We start from the raw sequence: 15,363 nt of genomic DNA, 5'->3' as shown, positions 1-15,363 counted from the left end.
TCGTATCCGGTATTAGACCCCGTTTCCAAGGCTTATCCCAGAGTGCAGGGCAGATTGCCCACGTGTTACTCACCCGTTCGCCACTCATCCACACCCGAAGGTGCTTCAGCGTTCGACTTGCATGTGTTAAGCACGCCGCCAGCGTTCGTCCTGAGCCAGGATCAAACTCTCCAACAATGCTTTGTTGAAACAATCCCAGCAGACACTCACACAAACCCCAAGGGTTTGGAGCGTCATACTCAAAGAAACCACCAACCAACACAAATGTTTGGTCGGGGGCATAAAAGAACACTAACCAAAACAGTCCGCTGTTGAGTTCTCAAAGAACACACCCACACCATCACCATCACCCACAACCAATTACAGGCCGTGAAGCTCCGGGGAGCATTTCCTCTGTTCGCTTTCTTGTGCCGGTAACTCTAGCAGGCCCATTTTCCGGTGTTTCAGGGGGGTCGCTTTCGCTTCCCGCCGCCGCACCGTTCGAAATCCGGCTCGCTATTCGTCCCGACCGCAGTCAAGCGCATTTTCATCAAAGATCTGGGTTTGGGACCCGAATCCGCACCTCGGGCGCGAAGGCCCGCTGCTGCTTTTCCGGTTTCCCGATCGAGGTGCCCACTCTACCATCCGGAGATGGGAGCTTGGTTCGCTACCCCGTTGTCGCGCTCGTTCCGGTTTTCCCGGCCCGTGTCGCGCTGACTTGAATTAATTTACGCGCCGATCCGCGCCAAGTCAAATCCGCGGGGATCAGCACCGGAAAGAAGCGAACACGCAGGTCAGCGCCCCGTTCCGGTGCTGATTCAAGGCTAGTACAGGACCCGAACGCCCGCAGTGTGACGCTTGCCACGACGAATTACCAGCCAACGCCCGTGGAGCAGCTCCTCCTTGCTCGGAGACCACTCCTCATCAGCGATTTTGGTGTTGTTGACGTACGCGCCGCCCTCCTTGATGGTGCGCCGCGCCGCCCCCTTGCCGTTCGCCAGACCGGTCTCGACCAGCAGGTCGACCAGGTTCGGACCGTCCGAGAGCCGCACCTCCGCCGTCGGCACCGCAGCCATCGCCGAGTCCAGCGTCGGCTCGTCGAGCTCGCCCAGCTCGCCCCGGCCGAACAGCGCCTGGCTGGCCGCGATGACCTTCTGCGTCGCGTCCGCGCCGTGCACCAGCGTGGTCAGCTCCTCCGCGAGGCGCTTCTGCGCTGCGCGCAGCTGGGGCTTCTCCGCCGTGGTGCGCTCCAGCTCGGCGATCTCCTCGCGGCCGAGGAAGGTGAACAGCCGCAGGTACTTCGCCACGTCGGCGTCGGCCGAGTTCACGAAGTACTGGTACCAGGCGTACGGCGTGGTCATCGTCGGGTCGAGCCAGACGTTGCCGCCGCCGGTGGACTTGCCGAACTTGCGGCCTTCCGAGTCGGTGACCAGCGGGAGGGTCAGCGCGTGCGCGGCGACGCCCTCCTGCTTCCGGACCAGGTCGACGCCGGCGATGATGTTGCCCCACTGGTCGGAGCCGCCGAGCTGCAGCCGGGTGCCGTACTTGCGGTTCAGCTGCACGTAGTCGTTGGCCTGCAGGAGCATGTAGCTGAACTCGGTGTAGGAGATGCCGTCGGTCTCCAGCCGCCGCTTGACGGTCTCCCTGGCCAGCATGGTGTTCACCGAGAAGTGCTTGCCGATGTCGCGCAGGAACTCGGTGACCGGCAGGTCCGCGGTCCAGTGCGCGTTGTTCTCCATGATCGCGCCGGTCGGCGAGTCGTCGAAGTCGACGAACGCCGACAGCTGGGTGCGGATCTTCTCGGTCCACTCCAGCACGGTGCTCTCGTCGTGCAGGTTGCGCTCACCGACGTCGCGCGGGTCGCCGATCAGGCCGGTGGCTCCGCCCGCCAGCACCACCGGTCGGTGCCCGGCCTGCTGGAAGCGGCGCAGGGTCAGGATCGGGATCAGGTGTCCGGCGTGCAGGCTGGGCCCGGTCGGGTCGAAACCGGCATAGAGGGTGAGCGGCCCCTGGTCGAGTTCCCGTCGCAGCGAATCGAGGTCGGTGGATTGCGCGATCAGTCCGCGCCAGGTCAGCTCGTCGAGGATGTTCTCACTCACGCCTGCCAGTCTCGCTCATGCGAGCAACCGGGTTTACGCCCGGGCCTGGACCCGGCGGCGGGCGCCGCGCCGGTAGCTGCTGACGGCGTCCGAGCCGTCCACCCAGGTCCGCCACGGCAGGTCCATGGCCGCGGCCACTCCGACGCGCGGGCCGCTGCGGATGTCGTCCTCGGCGACCGGCGAGCCGTTGACCAGCCGGATGGGTGAGGCCGGGTCGGTGAGGTCGATGCCGTTGTGCTCCCGGGTGATGCCCAGGACTCCGGCCAGCCGGGCCGGGCCGCTGGCGATCTGGGACTCCTTGCGGACCGCCGGGCGCCGGGAGCGCGCCAGGTCGTGGCCCGCGGTGATCTCCCCGGCGCGGAGCAGGACCGCGCCGGGGACACCGTCGGTCAGGCACACCACGTTGATGCAGAAGTGCATCCCGTAGACGAAGTACACGTAGAGGTGGCCGGCCGGGCCGAACATGACCGCGTTGCGCTCGGTCCGACCCCGGTAGCAGTGCGACGCGGGGTCGTCCAGCCCGCGGTAGGCCTCCACCTCGACCAGGCGCACACCGACCTCGCCCTCGGGGCTGTTCGAGCGCAGCTCGCAGCCGAGGAGCCGTCGAGCCACCCACAGCGGGTCGAGGGCGAGTTCGTCGCGTGTCACCTGGCGCACACCGTAGACAGTACCGGTCGTGGCTGAACCGTGATCACTTAGACAGCCAGCCGCGATGTTCGCGCACCGCGGCCACCACCCGTTCGCGCTGCTCGGCGACCCGGTCCGGGGCGGTGCCGCCGTGCGCGTCGCGGGAGGCGATCGAGCCCTCGACGGTGAGCACCTCGCGCACCTGCGGGGTCAGCGCCGGGTTGGCCGCGGCCAGCTCCTCGTCGGTCAGCTCCTCCAGGCCGACGCCGCGGGCTTCGGCGGTGCGGACGCACTCCCCCGACGCCTCGTGCGCCACCCGGAACGGCACGCCCTGGCGGACCAGCCACTCGGCGATGTCGGTGGCGAGGGTGAAACCGGCGGGCGCGAGTTCGGCGAGCCGTTCGGTGTGGAAGGTCAGGGTGCCGAGCATCCCCGCCATCGCAGGCAGCAGGAGGTCCAGCTGCTCGACGGAGTCGAAGACCGGCTCCTTGTCCTCCTGCAGGTCGCGGTTGTAGGCCAGCGGCTGCGCCTTGAGGGTGGCCAGCAGACCGCTGAGGTTGCCGATGAGCCGACCGGACTTGCCGCGGGCGAGTTCGGCGACATCGGGGTTCTTCTTCTGCGGCATGATCGAGCTGCCGGTGGCCCAGGCGTCGTCGAGGGTCACGTAGCCGAACTCGGCGGTGTTCCAGATGATCACCTCTTCGGCGATCCGGGAGAGGTTCACGCCGAGCATGGCCAGGCAGAACGCCGCTTCGGCGGCGAAGTCGCGGGACGCGGTGCCGTCGATGGAGTTGTCCGTGGCGCCGTCGAAGCCGAGTTCGGCGGCGACGGCCTGCGGGTCGAGGCCGAGCGAGGAGCCCGCCAGCGCGCCGGAGCCGTAGGGCGAGTACGCGGTGCGGGCGTCCCAGTCGCGGATGCGCGCGACGTCGCGCAGCAGCGACTGGCAGTGCGCGAGCAGGTGGTGCGCGAGCAGCACCGGCTGGGCGTGCTGGAGGTGGGTGCGACCGGGCAGCACCGCGTCGGGGTGGTTGGCGGCCTGGGTGACCAGCGCGTCGACGACGTCCAGGACGCCCGCGGCGACGCGGCGGTTGGCGTCGCGCAGCCACATCCGGAACAGGGTGGCGACCTGGTCGTTGCGGGAACGGCCCGCGCGCAGCTTGCCGCCGAGGTCGGTGCCGACCCGCTCCAGCAGGCCGCGTTCGAGGGCGGTGTGCACGTCCTCGTCGTCGATGACCGGCTTGAAGGCGCCGGATTCGACGTCTGCGGCGAGGACGTCCAGGCCCTGCAGCATCCGCTCGAGCTCGTCGGCGGTGAGCAGCCCGGCGTGGTGCAGCACGCGGGCGTGGGCGCGGGATCCGGCGATGTCGTAGGGCGCCAGCCGCCAGTCGAAGTGGGTCGACAGGCTCAGCGCGGCCATCGCTTCGGCCGGGCCGGAGGCGAACCGGCCGCCCCAGAGCTTGGTGGGCTCGCTGCCTTGCTGCGTCACGGGTGTTCCTTAGGTGTGCTCGTAGTTGGGTGGAGGTCGGCCGGTCTCAGGCTTGGCCGCAGAACTGGCCGAGCTCCCGTTCGGAGGAGTCGTACCAGGTCGGGAGGTCCGGGGCGCGCCAGGGTCGTTCGCGGACGATCGCGCGGCCCTCGTGCAGGGCGATCCGGACCTCGCCGGAGACCTGCTGCTGCGAGTCGGCGACGAAGGCGTCCAGGGCGTCCTTGAACGGCGAGAACCACAGGCCGTCTTCGACCAGTTCGCTCCAGCGGTGCCCGACGGTGCTCTTGAACCGGGCCAGGTCGGGTTCCAGGGTCGCCGCTTCCAGCTCCCGGTGCGCGGTGATCAGCGTGATCGCTCCCGGTGCCTGGTAGCTCGCGGCGGTGCCCACGCCGTGGACGCCGGCCCGCAGGTTGAGCTCCCGGATCGCTTGCAGCACCGTGACGGTCTCGCCGTCGATGGCCACCGGAACGCCCCGGTCGAAGGTGATTGTCAGCTCTTCGGCGTCGGGCGTGCCCCAAACGTCTTGCGTGGGAACGGTTTCCGCGCTCCGGCCCCAGATGTTCCGCTCGATCGCGCAGTGCGCCTTCCCACCGACGTCGTGGTGGCCGCGGCCCGGGGAGACCACGCCCAGCCGGGGCGCGAGGGCACGGACATCGGCTTCGAGATGTCCGTGCTCGCCCGCGCAGCCGTGCGCGACGGCGTTCGCGCCGAACTGGTCGGCAGCGGCGACGAGGTGCTTGGCGATCATCGGCCGGGACAGCGCGGGCACCGGCGGGAGCGCGTTGGCCTGCAGCGCGGGCAGGCAGTACTGCTCGGCGAACTCGTCGCGGGCGTCGGTGACGACCGCTTCGACCGCTCCGCAGTCGAGGGCGCGCCGGCGGACCGCCGCCAGGTCCTCGCCGCCCTGGCCGAGGTCGACCGTGATGGCAACGACCTCGGCCCGGGTCCGCTCCGCGAACCACCGGATGGCCGCGGACGAGTCCGGATCGCCGGAGTAGGCGAGCACCACGCGCTCACTCATCTGCTCTGCTCCTCAGTGCTGGCGCGGATCCGGGCCACTTCCCGCGCCGGTGGCGGCTCCGCTCGGAGCCGCCACCCGATCCGCGCTCTAGGTCCTGCCGTTGTTCTCCGGTGCGTCCTCGTCGGCGGGCCGGGCACCGGCGGCCATCGCGGTGAACCGCTCCCCCAGCTCGTGGCCGGTGAGGGGTTCGCGGGCGACGATCATCACGGTGTCGTCACCGGCGATGGAGCCGACGACCTCCGGCAGCGAGGCCCGGTCGATGGCGCTGGCCAGGAACTGCGCCGCCCCCGGCGGGGTGCGCAGCACCGTCAGGTTGCCCGAGCCGTCGGCGCCGACGAGCAGTTCGCCGAGCAGCCGGCTCAGCCGCGAGGTGCCGCCCTGGACGCCGCGGACCGGACTGCCGTCCTCGGGGATGACGTAGACCGCCGCCCCGCCGTCCGCGCCGCGCAGCTTGACCGCGCCGAGCTCGTCGAGATCCCGGGACAGGGTGGCCTGGGTGACCTCGATGCCGTCGTCGGCGAGCCGCTTGGCCAGTTCGGTCTGGCTGCGGATGCCGTTCGACGAGACCAGTTCGACGATGCGGGCTTGCCGCGCCACTCGGTTCGTCATGGTCGTCGCACCAACCACGCCAGCAGCGCCTTCTGCGCGTGCAGGCGGTTCTCGGCTTCGTCGAACACCGCGCTGGCCGGGCCGTCGATCACGTCGTCGGTGATCTCCATGCCGCGGTGCGCGGGCAGGCAGTGCAGCACGCTGGTGCCGGGCTTGCCGGTGGCGGCCAGCAGTTCGGCGTTGACCTGGAACGGGCGGAACGGGCTGACCCGGTCCTTGCCGTCGTTCTCCTGGCCCATCGAGGTCCAGGCGTCGGTGACCAGGACGTCGGCACCGTCCACGGCGGCGTTCGGGGTGCTGAACAGCTCGACGGAGCCACCGGTTTCGGCGGCGCGCGCCTTGGCCGCCTCCAGCACCCACTCCAGCGGGCGGAAGCCCTCCGGGGCGCCGATGCGCACGTGCATGCCCGCGGTGACGCCGCCGACCATCAGCGAGTGCGCCATGTTGTTGGCGCCGTCGCCGAGGTAGGTCAGGGTCAGGCCTTCGAGCTTGCCGTGCCGCTCGCGGATGGTCTGCAGGTCGGCGAGCACCTGGCAGGGGTGGAACTCGTCGGTCAGCGCGTTGATCACCGGGACGCTGGAGACCGAGGCCATGGCGTCGATGCGGGCCTGGGCGAAGGTCCGCCACACCACGGCGTCGACGTAGCGGGACAGAACCCGGGAGGTGTCCTCGATGGTCTCCTCGCGGCCGAGCTGCATCATGCGCCCGTCCACGACGACCGGGTGGCCGCCGAGCTGGGCGATGCCGACCTCGAAGGACAGCCGGGTACGGGTGGAGTTCTTCTCGAACAGGACCGCGACGGCCTTCGGCCCGGCCAGCGCGTCGGAGCCGAGCGGGTCGGCCTTGAACTGGTCGGCGAGGTCGAGGACCTCGATCTGCTCCTCGGGTGTGAGGTCGTCGTCGCGGAGGAAGTGGCGGGGCATCAGTCGTTCTCCTTGGCAGCGTCGAGCAGCGCGGGCAGGGCGGCGAGCAGTCGCTGCACCTGCTCGGACCGCACGATCAGCGGTGGGGCCAGCCGGATGGCATTCGGCTGGATGGGGTTGAGCAGGAATCCGGCGTCCTGCGCGGCGGCGGCGATCTTGGCCGACACGGCTTCGGTCAGGCCCACGCCGATCAGCAGGCCTTCGCCGCGCACTTCGCCGATCAGCGGGTGGTCGAGCTGCCGGATGCCGGAGGCGAGTTCCCCGCCGACCTTCTCGACGTGCTCGAGCAGGTCGTCGGCGGCGATGGTGTCGAGCACCGCGAGCGCGGCGGCGCAGACCACCGGGTTGCCGCCGAAGGTGGTGCCGTGCTGGCCGGGGTGCATCAGGTCGCCCGCGGCGCCGATGCCGATGCAGGCGCCGATGGGCAGGCCGCCGCCGAGCCCCTTGGCCAGGGTGATCACGTCGGGCGTGATGCCCGCGCGCTGGAAGGCGAACCAGGCCCCGGTGCGGCCGATGCCGGTCTGCACCTCGTCGACCACGAGCAGCGCGCCGTTGCGGGCGGTGATCTCGCGGGCCGCCTGGAGGTAGCCCTCGGGCGGGACGATCACGCCGTTCTCGCCCTGGATCGGTTCCAGGAACACCGCGGCGGTGTTGTCGTCCACTTCGGACTCCAGCGCGGCCACGTCGCCGTAGGGCACGTGCACCACGCCGGGCGGCAGCGGTTCGAAGGGCTGCTGCTTGGCGGGCTGGCCGGTGAGCGCGAGCGCGCCCATGGTGCGGCCGTGGAAGCCGCCGTCGGTGGCCACGATCTTGGCCCGGCCGGTCAGCCGCGCGATCTTGAACGCGGCCTCGTTGGCCTCGGCGCCGGAGTTGCAGAACAGCACGCGGCCCTGACCGCTCGCCCCGGCCAGGTCCAGCAGCCGTTCGGCGAGTTCGAGACCGAGCTCGTGCACGTAGAGGTTGGAGACGTGGCCGAGCTTGCCGACCTGCTCGGAGACCGCTCGCACGATGGCCGGGTGGGCGTGGCCGAGCGCGTTGACCGCGATCCCGCTGAGGAAGTCCAGGTAGGTCTTGCCGTCGGCGTCGGTGACCTCGGCGCCGGAACCGCTGACCAGGGTCAGCTTCGGCGTGCCGTAGTTGTCCATCATGGACGCTTGCCAGCGCTGCGCGCCCGCGGCGTTGCCGACTGTTCCGCCTCTCCGCGATTCACAGTGGTGGCCGCGTTCGGGATTGATCTCACGTTTCGAGGTTTCTTGTGGTTGAGTTGCGTCACGGTCCCCTGAGGTGCGGTTGAGATGCGCCCCAGTCGGCACAGAATCACTCATCACTTCTCCTCGGTGTTCTGCGCTGGCACGACCATGGTGCCGATGCCGGCGCTGGTGAAGACCTCCAGCAGCAAGGAGTGCGCGAGGCGTCCGTCGATGACGTGGGCCCGCGGGACTCCGCCGCGCACCGCGCGCAGGCAGGCCTCCATCTTCGGGACCATGCCCGAGGCCAGGTCCGGCAGCAGTTCGGCCAGCTGGTCGGCGTCGAGCCGGGACACCAGCGACGAGCGGTCCGGCCAGTTCGTGTAGAGGCCTTCGACGTCGGTGAGCACCACCAGCTTCTCGGCGCCCAGCGCCACCGCCAGCGCGCCGGCGGCGGTGTCGGCGTTGACGTTGTGCACCACGCCGTCGGCGTCCGGGGCGACGGTGGACACGACCGGGATGCGACCGGCGTTGATCAGGTCCAGCACCGCGTCGGGGTTGACCGAGACGACGTCGCCGACCAGGCCGACGTCGACCGCTTCGCCGTCGACGGTGGCGGTGCGGCGCTCGGCGGTGAACAGCCCGGCGTCCTCGCCGGACATGCCGACCGCGTAGGGGCCGTGCTGGTTGATCAGGCCGACGAGCTCGCGCCCGACCTGGCCGACCAGCACCATGCGCACCACGTCCATGGTTTCCGGGGAGGTGACCCGCAGTCCGCCGCGGAACTCCCCCTCCATGCCGAGGCGGTCGAGCATCGAGGTGATCTGCGGGCCGCCGCCGTGCACCACGACGGGGTGCAGCCCCGCCAGGCGCAGGAACACCATGTCGGTGGCGAAGGCCTGCTTGAGCTCGTCGTCGACCATCGCGTTGCCGCCGTACTTGATCACGATGGTGGCGCCGTGGAAGCGCTGCAGCCACGGGAGCGCTTCGACCAGCACGCTGGCCTTCTCCGCGGCGGTGGCCAGCCGGTCGGTGGTTTCTGGGGTCATGACGAGTACGCGCTGTTCTCTTCGACGTAGGCGTGGGACAGGTCGGTGGTCAGGATGGTCGCGGTGTGCTCGCCGAGGTGCAGGTCCACGACGATCTCGACCTCGCGGCCGGACAGGTCGGCCTCGCTGCGGTCGCGGGCCTTGGTGCCGCCGGCGTAGAGCGTGACGCCGTTGGTGGCGATCTCGAGCTTGTCGACGTCGATCTCGGCGTCGACCCGGCCGAGCGCCATCGCGATGCGGCCCCAGTTCGGGTCGGAGCCGAAGATCGCGGTCTTGACCAGGTTGTCCTCGGCGATGGTGCGCCCGATGGCGACCGCGTCGGCTTCGCTGACCGCGCCGCGCACGACGACGTCGATGACCTTGGTGGCGCCCTCCGCGTCGTCCTGCAGCTGGCGGACCAGATCCGCGCAGACGGTGGTCAGCAGCTCGGTGAAGTCCTCTTTGGACACCTCGACGCCGGAGGCGCCGGAAGCCAGCACCAGCACGGTGTCGTTGGTGGAGGTGCCGCCGTCGACGTCGAGCCGGTCGAAGGTGACCCGGGTGGCCGCGCGCAGCGCCTCGTCGAGGTCGTCGCCGCTGATCACCGCGTCGGTGGTGAGCACGCCGAGCATGGTGGCCAGGTTCGGCGCGAGCATCCCGGCGCCCTTGGTGAAGCCGCCGATCGACCAGCCCGCGTCGTGCTGGCTGAAGGCCTGCTTGGCCTTGGTGTCGGTGGTGAGCACGGCGTTGGCCGCGTCGGAACCGGCCTGCTCGTCGTTCCCGAGCGCCTGGGCGGCGGTGTCGACGCCGGGCAGCAGCGCGTCCATCGGCAGCCGCTCCCCGATCAGACCGGTCGAGCAGACCGCCACCTCGATCGCGCCGGCACCGAGCACGTCGGCGACCTTCTCCGCGGTGGCGTGGGTGTCCTGGAATCCCTCGGGGCCGGTGCAGGCGTTGGCGCAGCCGGAGTTCAGCACCACCGCGCGCAGCTTGCGCTCCTTGAGCACCTGCTGGGACCACAGCACCGGCGCGGCCTTGACCTTGTTGGTGGTGAACACCCCGGCGGCGGCCTGCTGCGGCCCGTCGTTGACGACGAGCGCGAGGTCGCGCTTGCCCCCGGCCTTGATCCCGGCGGCCACCCCGGCCGCCCGGAAACCGGCAGGTCCGGTCACGCTCATTTGCTCTCCTCGGTGTCTTCGACGGTGTGCCCCGCAGCGGTGAGCACTTCCGCGGCCTGCTCGGCGGCGTCGGCCGGGACCAGGATCCAGTCGGTGTCGAACGTGGACAGGGTGAAGACGCTGATCCCGGCGTCGGCCAGCGGCACCAGCAGCGCGGCCAGGACCCCGGTCAGCGCGAAGTCCAGCGGGCCGTGCACCTCCAGCGCCCGGAACGGCCCCTCGACCCGCACGTCGCGCCCGGCTTCGGCGGCCAGCGAGTACGGGAAGACGATGGTGCGGCCCGCGCTGGTGGTGATGCTGCCCTTGATCGGCGCGTTGCCGCCGGTCAGCGCCAGGTTGACGTGCTCGGGGACCATGCCCACGGCCAGCGGTTCGCCGTGCAGCCGCAGCGCCATGCCGGTCACGGGGCCACCCCGACCGTCGGCAGGCCGGTGGTCTCGGGCAGGCCGACCGCGAGGTTCATGCACTGCACGGCACCGCCCGCGGTTCCCTTGGTGAGGTTGTCCTCGGCGGCGACGACGATCAGCCGATCGGCGTCGGGGTCCACCGCCAGCTGCAGGTGGACGGTGTTCGCGCCGAGGGTGGCCGAGGTCTGCGGCCACTGCCCCTCGGGAAGCACGTGCACGAAGGGCTCGTCGCCGTAAGCGTCGAGGTAGGTCTTGCGGGCCGCAGCGGCGTCGACGCCCTCGCGCAGCGCGGCGCTGCAGGTGGCGAGGATGCCGCGCGACATCGGCGCGAGGACCGGGGTGAAGGAGACCTTCACCGGCTGGCCCGCCGCGGCACTGAGGTTCTGGATGAACTCCGGGGTGTGCCGGTGCGCGCCGCCGACGCCGTAGACGCTGGCCGAACCCATGACCTCGGCGGACAGCAGGTGCGGCTTGAGCGCGCGACCGGCGCCGGAGGTCCCGGTGACCGCGACGACGACCGCTTCGGGCTCGACCAGCCCGGCGGCGAGCGCCGGGGCGAGCGCCAGCGAGGACACCGTGGGGAAGCAGCCCGCGACGGCGACGCGCTTGGCGCCACGCAGCCGCTCGCGCGCGCCGGGCAGTTCGGGCACGCCGTAGGGCCAGGTGCCGGGGTGGTCGCCGCCGTACCAGCGGGACCAGTCCTCGGGGTCGTTGAGCCGGTGGTCGGCGCCGCAGTCGATCACCACGGTGTCCTCGCCGAGTTCGGCGGCGATCGCGGCGGAGTGGCCGTGCGGCAGCGCGAGGAAGACGACGTCGTGCCCGGCGAGCTCGGCGGCCGTGGTCTCGGCCAGCACCCGGTCGGCCAGCGGCAGCAGGTTCGGCTGGTGCTCGCCGAGCCTGCTCCCGGCGTTGCCGCCCGCGGTCAACGCACCGATCTCCACCTCGGGGTGCGCGAGCAGCAGGCGGAGCAGCTCCCCGCCCGCGTAGCCACTGGCACCGGCAACCGCCACTCGAACCGTCATGCGGATGATTATGCACCCTCATGCAACATTAATCAAACAGGCATTCGTCACGCGCGAAAATGATTTGCCGCCGGCCCGGCCGCTCGACTAGGAAACCTGAATGCTCAAAGGCAAGTCGATCGGGCTCAGGGCCCGGCACGAGGACGACATCCCGGTCCTGCGGGCCGAGCTCTACGACGACGTGGTCAACGGCTCGCGCGCCGAAGCCGGCCCGTGGCGGCCGATCACGCCCGGCTCGAACGACCCCCGGCTCGTGGTGACCGACGAGAACCAGAAGGAGCAGGTCGTCCCGTTCTCCGTGGTGGAGCTGGACAGCGGCGCGCTGGTCGGCAGCGCGACGCTGTGGGGCATCGACAACCACAACAGATGCGCGCACATCGGGCTGGGACTGCTGCCCTCCTGCCGCGGCAAGGGCTACGGCACCGACGTGGTCGAGACGCTGTGCTACTACGGATTCACCGTGCGCGGCATGCAACGCCTGCAGATCGAGACGCTGGCGGACAACACCGCGATGCTGCGCGCCGCCGAGCGCAACGGCTTCGTCCGCGAAGGCGTGCTGCGCTCCTCCGCCTGGGTGCTGGGCGAGTTCGTGGACGAGGTGCTCCTCGGCCTCCTCGCCGAGGAGTGGAAGCCAGGCTCGAAGGGCTAGGCCACCGCCCGGCTCGTGCGCAGCTGCTCGTGAGTACTTCGGGGGGCTATAGCGCCCCGAAGTACTCACGAGACTGGAGCTCGCACCGGGCCGTTCGACGTGGTCGGATCGCAGCGGGTCCCGATGCGTAGGAGGCGTGATGGTCACCGTGCAGGCCGCTGTTGTGCAGGACGCTCCCGTTGCTTTCGATCTCGACGCCACGCTGGGCAAGGTCGATCGGCTCGCCGCTGAGGCCGCCGCCGGCGGGAGCGAGCTCGTCGTGTTCCCGGAGGCGTTCGTCTCCGCCTATCCCCGGGGCGTCACCTTCGGGGCGACCGTCGGGCAGCGGACACCTGAGGGGCGGCAGCTGTACCGGCGGTACTGGGAGTCCTCGATCGAGGTGCCCGGCCCGGCCACCGAGCGCATCGGGGCCGCCGCCGCGCGGCACGGGATCCACCTGGTCATCGGCGTCATCGAACGCGATCGCGGCACGCTCTACTGCACCGCGCTGACCTTCGGGCCCGACGGCGGGCTCCTCGGCAAGCACCGGAAGCTGATGCCGACCGGCAGCGAACGCCTGGTGTGGGGATTCGGCGACGGCTCGACCATGCCCGTGCACGACACCCCGATCGGCCGCATCGGCACCGTCATCTGCTGGGAGAACTACATGCCCGCGATGCGCATGCACATGTACTCGCAGGGCGTGCAGCTCTACTGCGCACCGACCGCCGACCCCCGCGACACCTGGGTGGCGAGCATGCAGCACATCGCCTGCGAAGGCCGCTGCTTCGTGCTCTCCGCCAACCAGTTCACCCGGCGCTCGGACTACCCGGCCGACTACCCCGTCGACGCCGAGCCGGACGCGGTGCTCAGCCGGGGCGCGTCGGTGATCGTGGACCCGCTCGGCACCGTGCTGGCCGGCCCCGCCACCGGAGGACCGGCGATCCTGCGGGCGGAACTCGACCTGGGCCGCATCGCGGAGGGCAAGTTCGACTTCGACGCCGTCGGCCACTACTCGCGCCCGGACGTCTTCGAGCTCCGCGTGGACCAGAGCCCGAAGCGGCCGGTCGTCTGACGCATCCGCCAACCGGACGTTTCGGGCGCTTCGCACCCATCTGGATGAGCTCCGGTCGGGCTTCCCGAAGTGCTGTGGCTCACCCGACCCCCTTGCGTGATCGTTGCGGCGGCGAGGGATCATCGTTGTGATGACGATGATCCCGCCCCGCCCGAGCGCGGTCCACCGCGCGTCGCGGCCGACTTCAGGCTGGGTGGGGCGTCGGGTGCGGTTACGCGGCATCGAACCGGGCGACCGGCGCACCCTGGTCGGCTTCGACCGGGAGTCCGCGAGCGAAGGGCCGCCGCAGTTCGACGGCTACCGGCACTGGGCGGCGCACCGCGCCAACCACCTCGAAGCCGGCGAGGACCTCCAGCTGGCGATCGAAACCCGGCAGGACCGCACCCTGGTCGGCTCGCTGTCGACGAGCCAGCCGGAAGCGGGGATCTTCAGCTACGGCATCGGGATCGGCCCGCAGCACCGCCGCCACGGCTACGCCGACGACGCGATCAACACCCTGCTCGGCTACATGTTCGGCCACCGCCGCTTCACCAAGTGCGAGGTCGGCATCTACAGCAGCAACGCCGCATCGCTCACCCTGCACGCCAGGCTCGGCTTCCGCGAGGAAGGCCACCTCCGCGACCCGGAATTCCTCTGCGGCGGAGCCCAGTACCTGGTCCTGATGGGCATCACCGCCGAGGAGTTCGCCACCCGCCGCCTCCCCCGGGCCCGCTGAGGGCTCACGACGGTGCGACGACTCCCGGGGCGGCGTCCGGTACTGGGGCCGGGATCGCGGGACGCGCTGTGACGATCACCTGGCCCCCGCAGTTCCAGCACTCCGGTTCGTTCTCGGGCGCCGTTCGGCCCGCTACGTCGCAGTCGGGGCACATCCAGGCCGTCAGGATGATGTGACCGGCGGGGTCTCGTCGGGGGATCACGGGCAGCCACCCACTTCGATCATGCCGGGGGCTGAACGCGCAACGTGAAGCCCGCTGGCAAGCACTTCACTCGTGTGGGCGGGAATTATCGACGCACCGAGCACCCGGGGTCAACAGCCGTGGACAGCTCGTCGCACACCCGCTCGGCCCGTCGAGGTCCATTTGACAGGCCCATGACCTGGCGTTTCCCTCGGGCCGTGGGCGAGGGGCCCGCACAGGTCTCGGGGGGAGGGACCGGATGGCGACGTACGAGTACGACTGCCCTCGGTGCGGTCGGTTCGAGACCCGGCAACCGATGGGGACGGCGGCGGACTCGCACACCTGCCCCACCTGCCTGGGCAACGCCCACCGGGTCTTCTCGGCACCGCACCTGAACGCGGTGCCCGAGCAGCTCAGCGCCGCCCTCGCCCGCGAGGAGCGCAGCCGGGCGGAACCGGAGGTCGTCACGGAGGTGCCGGACTCCCCTTCCCGCCTCCGCCCCTGACCGAGCCAGGCACCCGGAGGTGTCACCGGTGGCATACGTGGGACTGCTCTACGTCGGCGCCGTGCTGTTCCTCAACGGCGTCATGCTGTTGGGGAAGGCCGACCCCAAGTCGATCGGCGTCTTCAACATCTTCGTCGGCGCGCTCCAGGTGATCACGCCAACCGTGCTGATCGCGACTGCGCTCGCCGACCCCGTCACGATCCTCAGCGCCTCGGGCATCTACCTGTTCGGCTTCACCTACCTCTACGTCGGCATCGGCCTGCTCGGCGACTTCGACAGCAGCGGCGTCGGCTGGTTCTCGCTGTTCGTGGCGATCATGGCGCTGGGCTACTCGTACGCGAACTTCCAGCTGCTCGGCGACAGCCCGTTCGGCGTGATCTGGCTGTACTGGTCGTTCCTGTGGCTGCTGTTCTTCCTGCTGCTCGGGCTGAAGCGGGAGAAGCTGACCCGCTACACCGGCTGGGTCGCCGCGATCGAGGGCTGGGTGACCGCCGCCATCCCGTCCTTCCTGATCCTGACCGGCAACTGGCGCAACCCGAGCGCGACCGCGCTGACGCTGGCGGTGTTCGGCGTGGTCGTATTCGGCGCCCTGTGGTGGGGCACCACCCACGAGTGGTCGTTGCGGGGCTTCCAACGGGGACATCGGGCGATGCCGGTGTCCCGCTGATCAGCGCATCCGCGAGGAGGATTTGC

At 70.4% G+C, this 15,363-nt stretch carries 16 protein-coding genes and 1 rRNA gene; 5 read left to right on the top strand and 12 right to left on the bottom strand.

The window, feature by feature from the left end:
* The 12 genes from ABTZ89_RS02125 to argC all read right to left on the bottom strand — a co-directional run.
* Window positions 1-177, bottom strand: a 16S ribosomal RNA gene (locus tag ABTZ89_RS02125); the annotation flags it as partial.
* Window positions 178-803: 626 nt separating this feature from the next.
* Window positions 804-2,078, bottom strand: coding sequence for a tyrosine--tRNA ligase (tyrS, locus tag ABTZ89_RS02120; protein ID WP_270953456.1), 1,275 nt, complete (start codon window positions 2,076-2,078; stop codon window positions 804-806).
* A gap of 33 nt (window positions 2,079-2,111) precedes the next feature.
* Window positions 2,112-2,735, bottom strand: coding sequence for a DNA-3-methyladenine glycosylase (locus ABTZ89_RS02115; RefSeq protein ID WP_270953455.1), 624 nt, complete (start codon window positions 2,733-2,735; stop codon window positions 2,112-2,114).
* A gap of 34 nt (window positions 2,736-2,769) precedes the next feature.
* Window positions 2,770-4,191 (bottom strand): argininosuccinate lyase, encoded by a 1,422-nt coding sequence (gene argH / locus ABTZ89_RS02110; protein WP_351039044.1) that lies wholly within the window; start codon window positions 4,189-4,191, stop codon window positions 2,770-2,772.
* Between the two features lie 46 nt (window positions 4,192-4,237).
* Window positions 4,238-5,212 carry an argininosuccinate synthase domain-containing protein gene (locus tag ABTZ89_RS02105; RefSeq protein ID WP_351039041.1) on the bottom strand — a complete coding sequence of 325 codons (975 nt, stop codon included), beginning with the start codon at window positions 5,210-5,212 and terminating at the stop codon, window positions 4,238-4,240.
* 87 nt (window positions 5,213-5,299) lie between these two features.
* Window positions 5,300-5,821 (bottom strand): arginine repressor, encoded by a 522-nt coding sequence (locus ABTZ89_RS02100; protein ID WP_270953452.1) that lies wholly within the window; start codon window positions 5,819-5,821, stop codon window positions 5,300-5,302.
* Entirely contained in the window at window positions 5,818-6,744 is a 927-nt protein-coding gene (argF, locus tag ABTZ89_RS02095; protein WP_351039038.1) for an ornithine carbamoyltransferase, read from the bottom strand. Before argF ends, ABTZ89_RS02100 begins: the two co-directional genes overlap by 4 nt.
* On the bottom strand, window positions 6,744-7,979 hold the full coding sequence (locus ABTZ89_RS02090; protein WP_270953459.1) for an acetylornithine transaminase: 1,236 nt from the start codon (window positions 7,977-7,979) through the stop codon (window positions 6,744-6,746). Before ABTZ89_RS02090 ends, argF begins: the two co-directional genes overlap by 1 nt.
* Before the next feature lie 89 nt (window positions 7,980-8,068).
* Window positions 8,069-8,980, bottom strand: a complete 912-nt coding sequence (gene argB / locus ABTZ89_RS02085; RefSeq protein ID WP_270953450.1) for an acetylglutamate kinase — start codon at window positions 8,978-8,980, stop codon at window positions 8,069-8,071.
* Window positions 8,977-10,137: a bifunctional glutamate N-acetyltransferase/amino-acid acetyltransferase ArgJ gene (gene argJ / locus ABTZ89_RS02080; RefSeq protein ID WP_351039035.1), complete on the bottom strand. Its 1,161-nt coding sequence runs from the start codon at window positions 10,135-10,137 to the stop codon at window positions 8,977-8,979. The genes argB and argJ overlap by 4 nt, the downstream gene beginning before the upstream one ends.
* Window positions 10,134-10,532 carry an ACT domain-containing protein gene (locus ABTZ89_RS02075; protein ID WP_351039049.1) on the bottom strand — a complete coding sequence of 133 codons (399 nt, stop codon included), beginning with the start codon at window positions 10,530-10,532 and terminating at the stop codon, window positions 10,134-10,136. The genes argJ and ABTZ89_RS02075 overlap by 4 nt, the downstream gene beginning before the upstream one ends.
* 5 nt (window positions 10,533-10,537) lie before the next feature.
* Window positions 10,538-11,566, bottom strand: coding sequence for an N-acetyl-gamma-glutamyl-phosphate reductase (gene argC, locus ABTZ89_RS02070; protein ID WP_351039032.1), 1,029 nt, complete (start codon window positions 11,564-11,566; stop codon window positions 10,538-10,540).
* Between the two features lie 100 nt (window positions 11,567-11,666).
* Here argC and ABTZ89_RS02065 point away from each other — a divergent pair, with 100 nt between their 5' ends.
* From ABTZ89_RS02065 to ABTZ89_RS02045, 5 genes are all read left to right on the top strand, one after another.
* Window positions 11,667-12,215, top strand: a complete 549-nt coding sequence (locus ABTZ89_RS02065) for a GNAT family N-acetyltransferase (RefSeq protein WP_270953445.1) — start codon at window positions 11,667-11,669, stop codon at window positions 12,213-12,215.
* 139 nt (window positions 12,216-12,354) lie between these two features.
* A complete protein-coding gene (locus ABTZ89_RS02060; protein WP_351039028.1) occupies window positions 12,355-13,269 on the top strand; it encodes a carbon-nitrogen hydrolase family protein in 915 nt (304 codons plus the stop codon).
* Window positions 13,270-13,399: 130 nt separating this feature from the next.
* Complete coding sequence (locus ABTZ89_RS02055; RefSeq protein ID WP_351039025.1) at window positions 13,400-13,984, top strand: GNAT family N-acetyltransferase; 585 nt, start codon at window positions 13,400-13,402, stop codon at window positions 13,982-13,984.
* Between the two features lie 440 nt (window positions 13,985-14,424).
* Window positions 14,425-14,670, top strand: coding sequence for an FmdB family zinc ribbon protein (locus ABTZ89_RS02050; RefSeq protein WP_270953440.1), 246 nt, complete (start codon window positions 14,425-14,427; stop codon window positions 14,668-14,670).
* Window positions 14,671-14,698: 28 nt separating this feature from the next.
* Window positions 14,699-15,337 (top strand): AmiS/UreI family transporter, encoded by a 639-nt coding sequence (locus tag ABTZ89_RS02045; RefSeq protein WP_270953438.1) that lies wholly within the window; start codon window positions 14,699-14,701, stop codon window positions 15,335-15,337.
* Window positions 15,338-15,363 lie beyond the last annotated feature (26 nt).

The organism is Saccharopolyspora sp. NPDC002686 (assembly GCF_040295745.1).
In the GTDB taxonomy this organism is placed as follows: domain Bacteria; phylum Actinomycetota; class Actinomycetes; order Mycobacteriales; family Pseudonocardiaceae; genus Saccharopolyspora; species Saccharopolyspora oryzae.
This window is presented reverse-complemented; position numbering and strand designations above follow the sequence as displayed.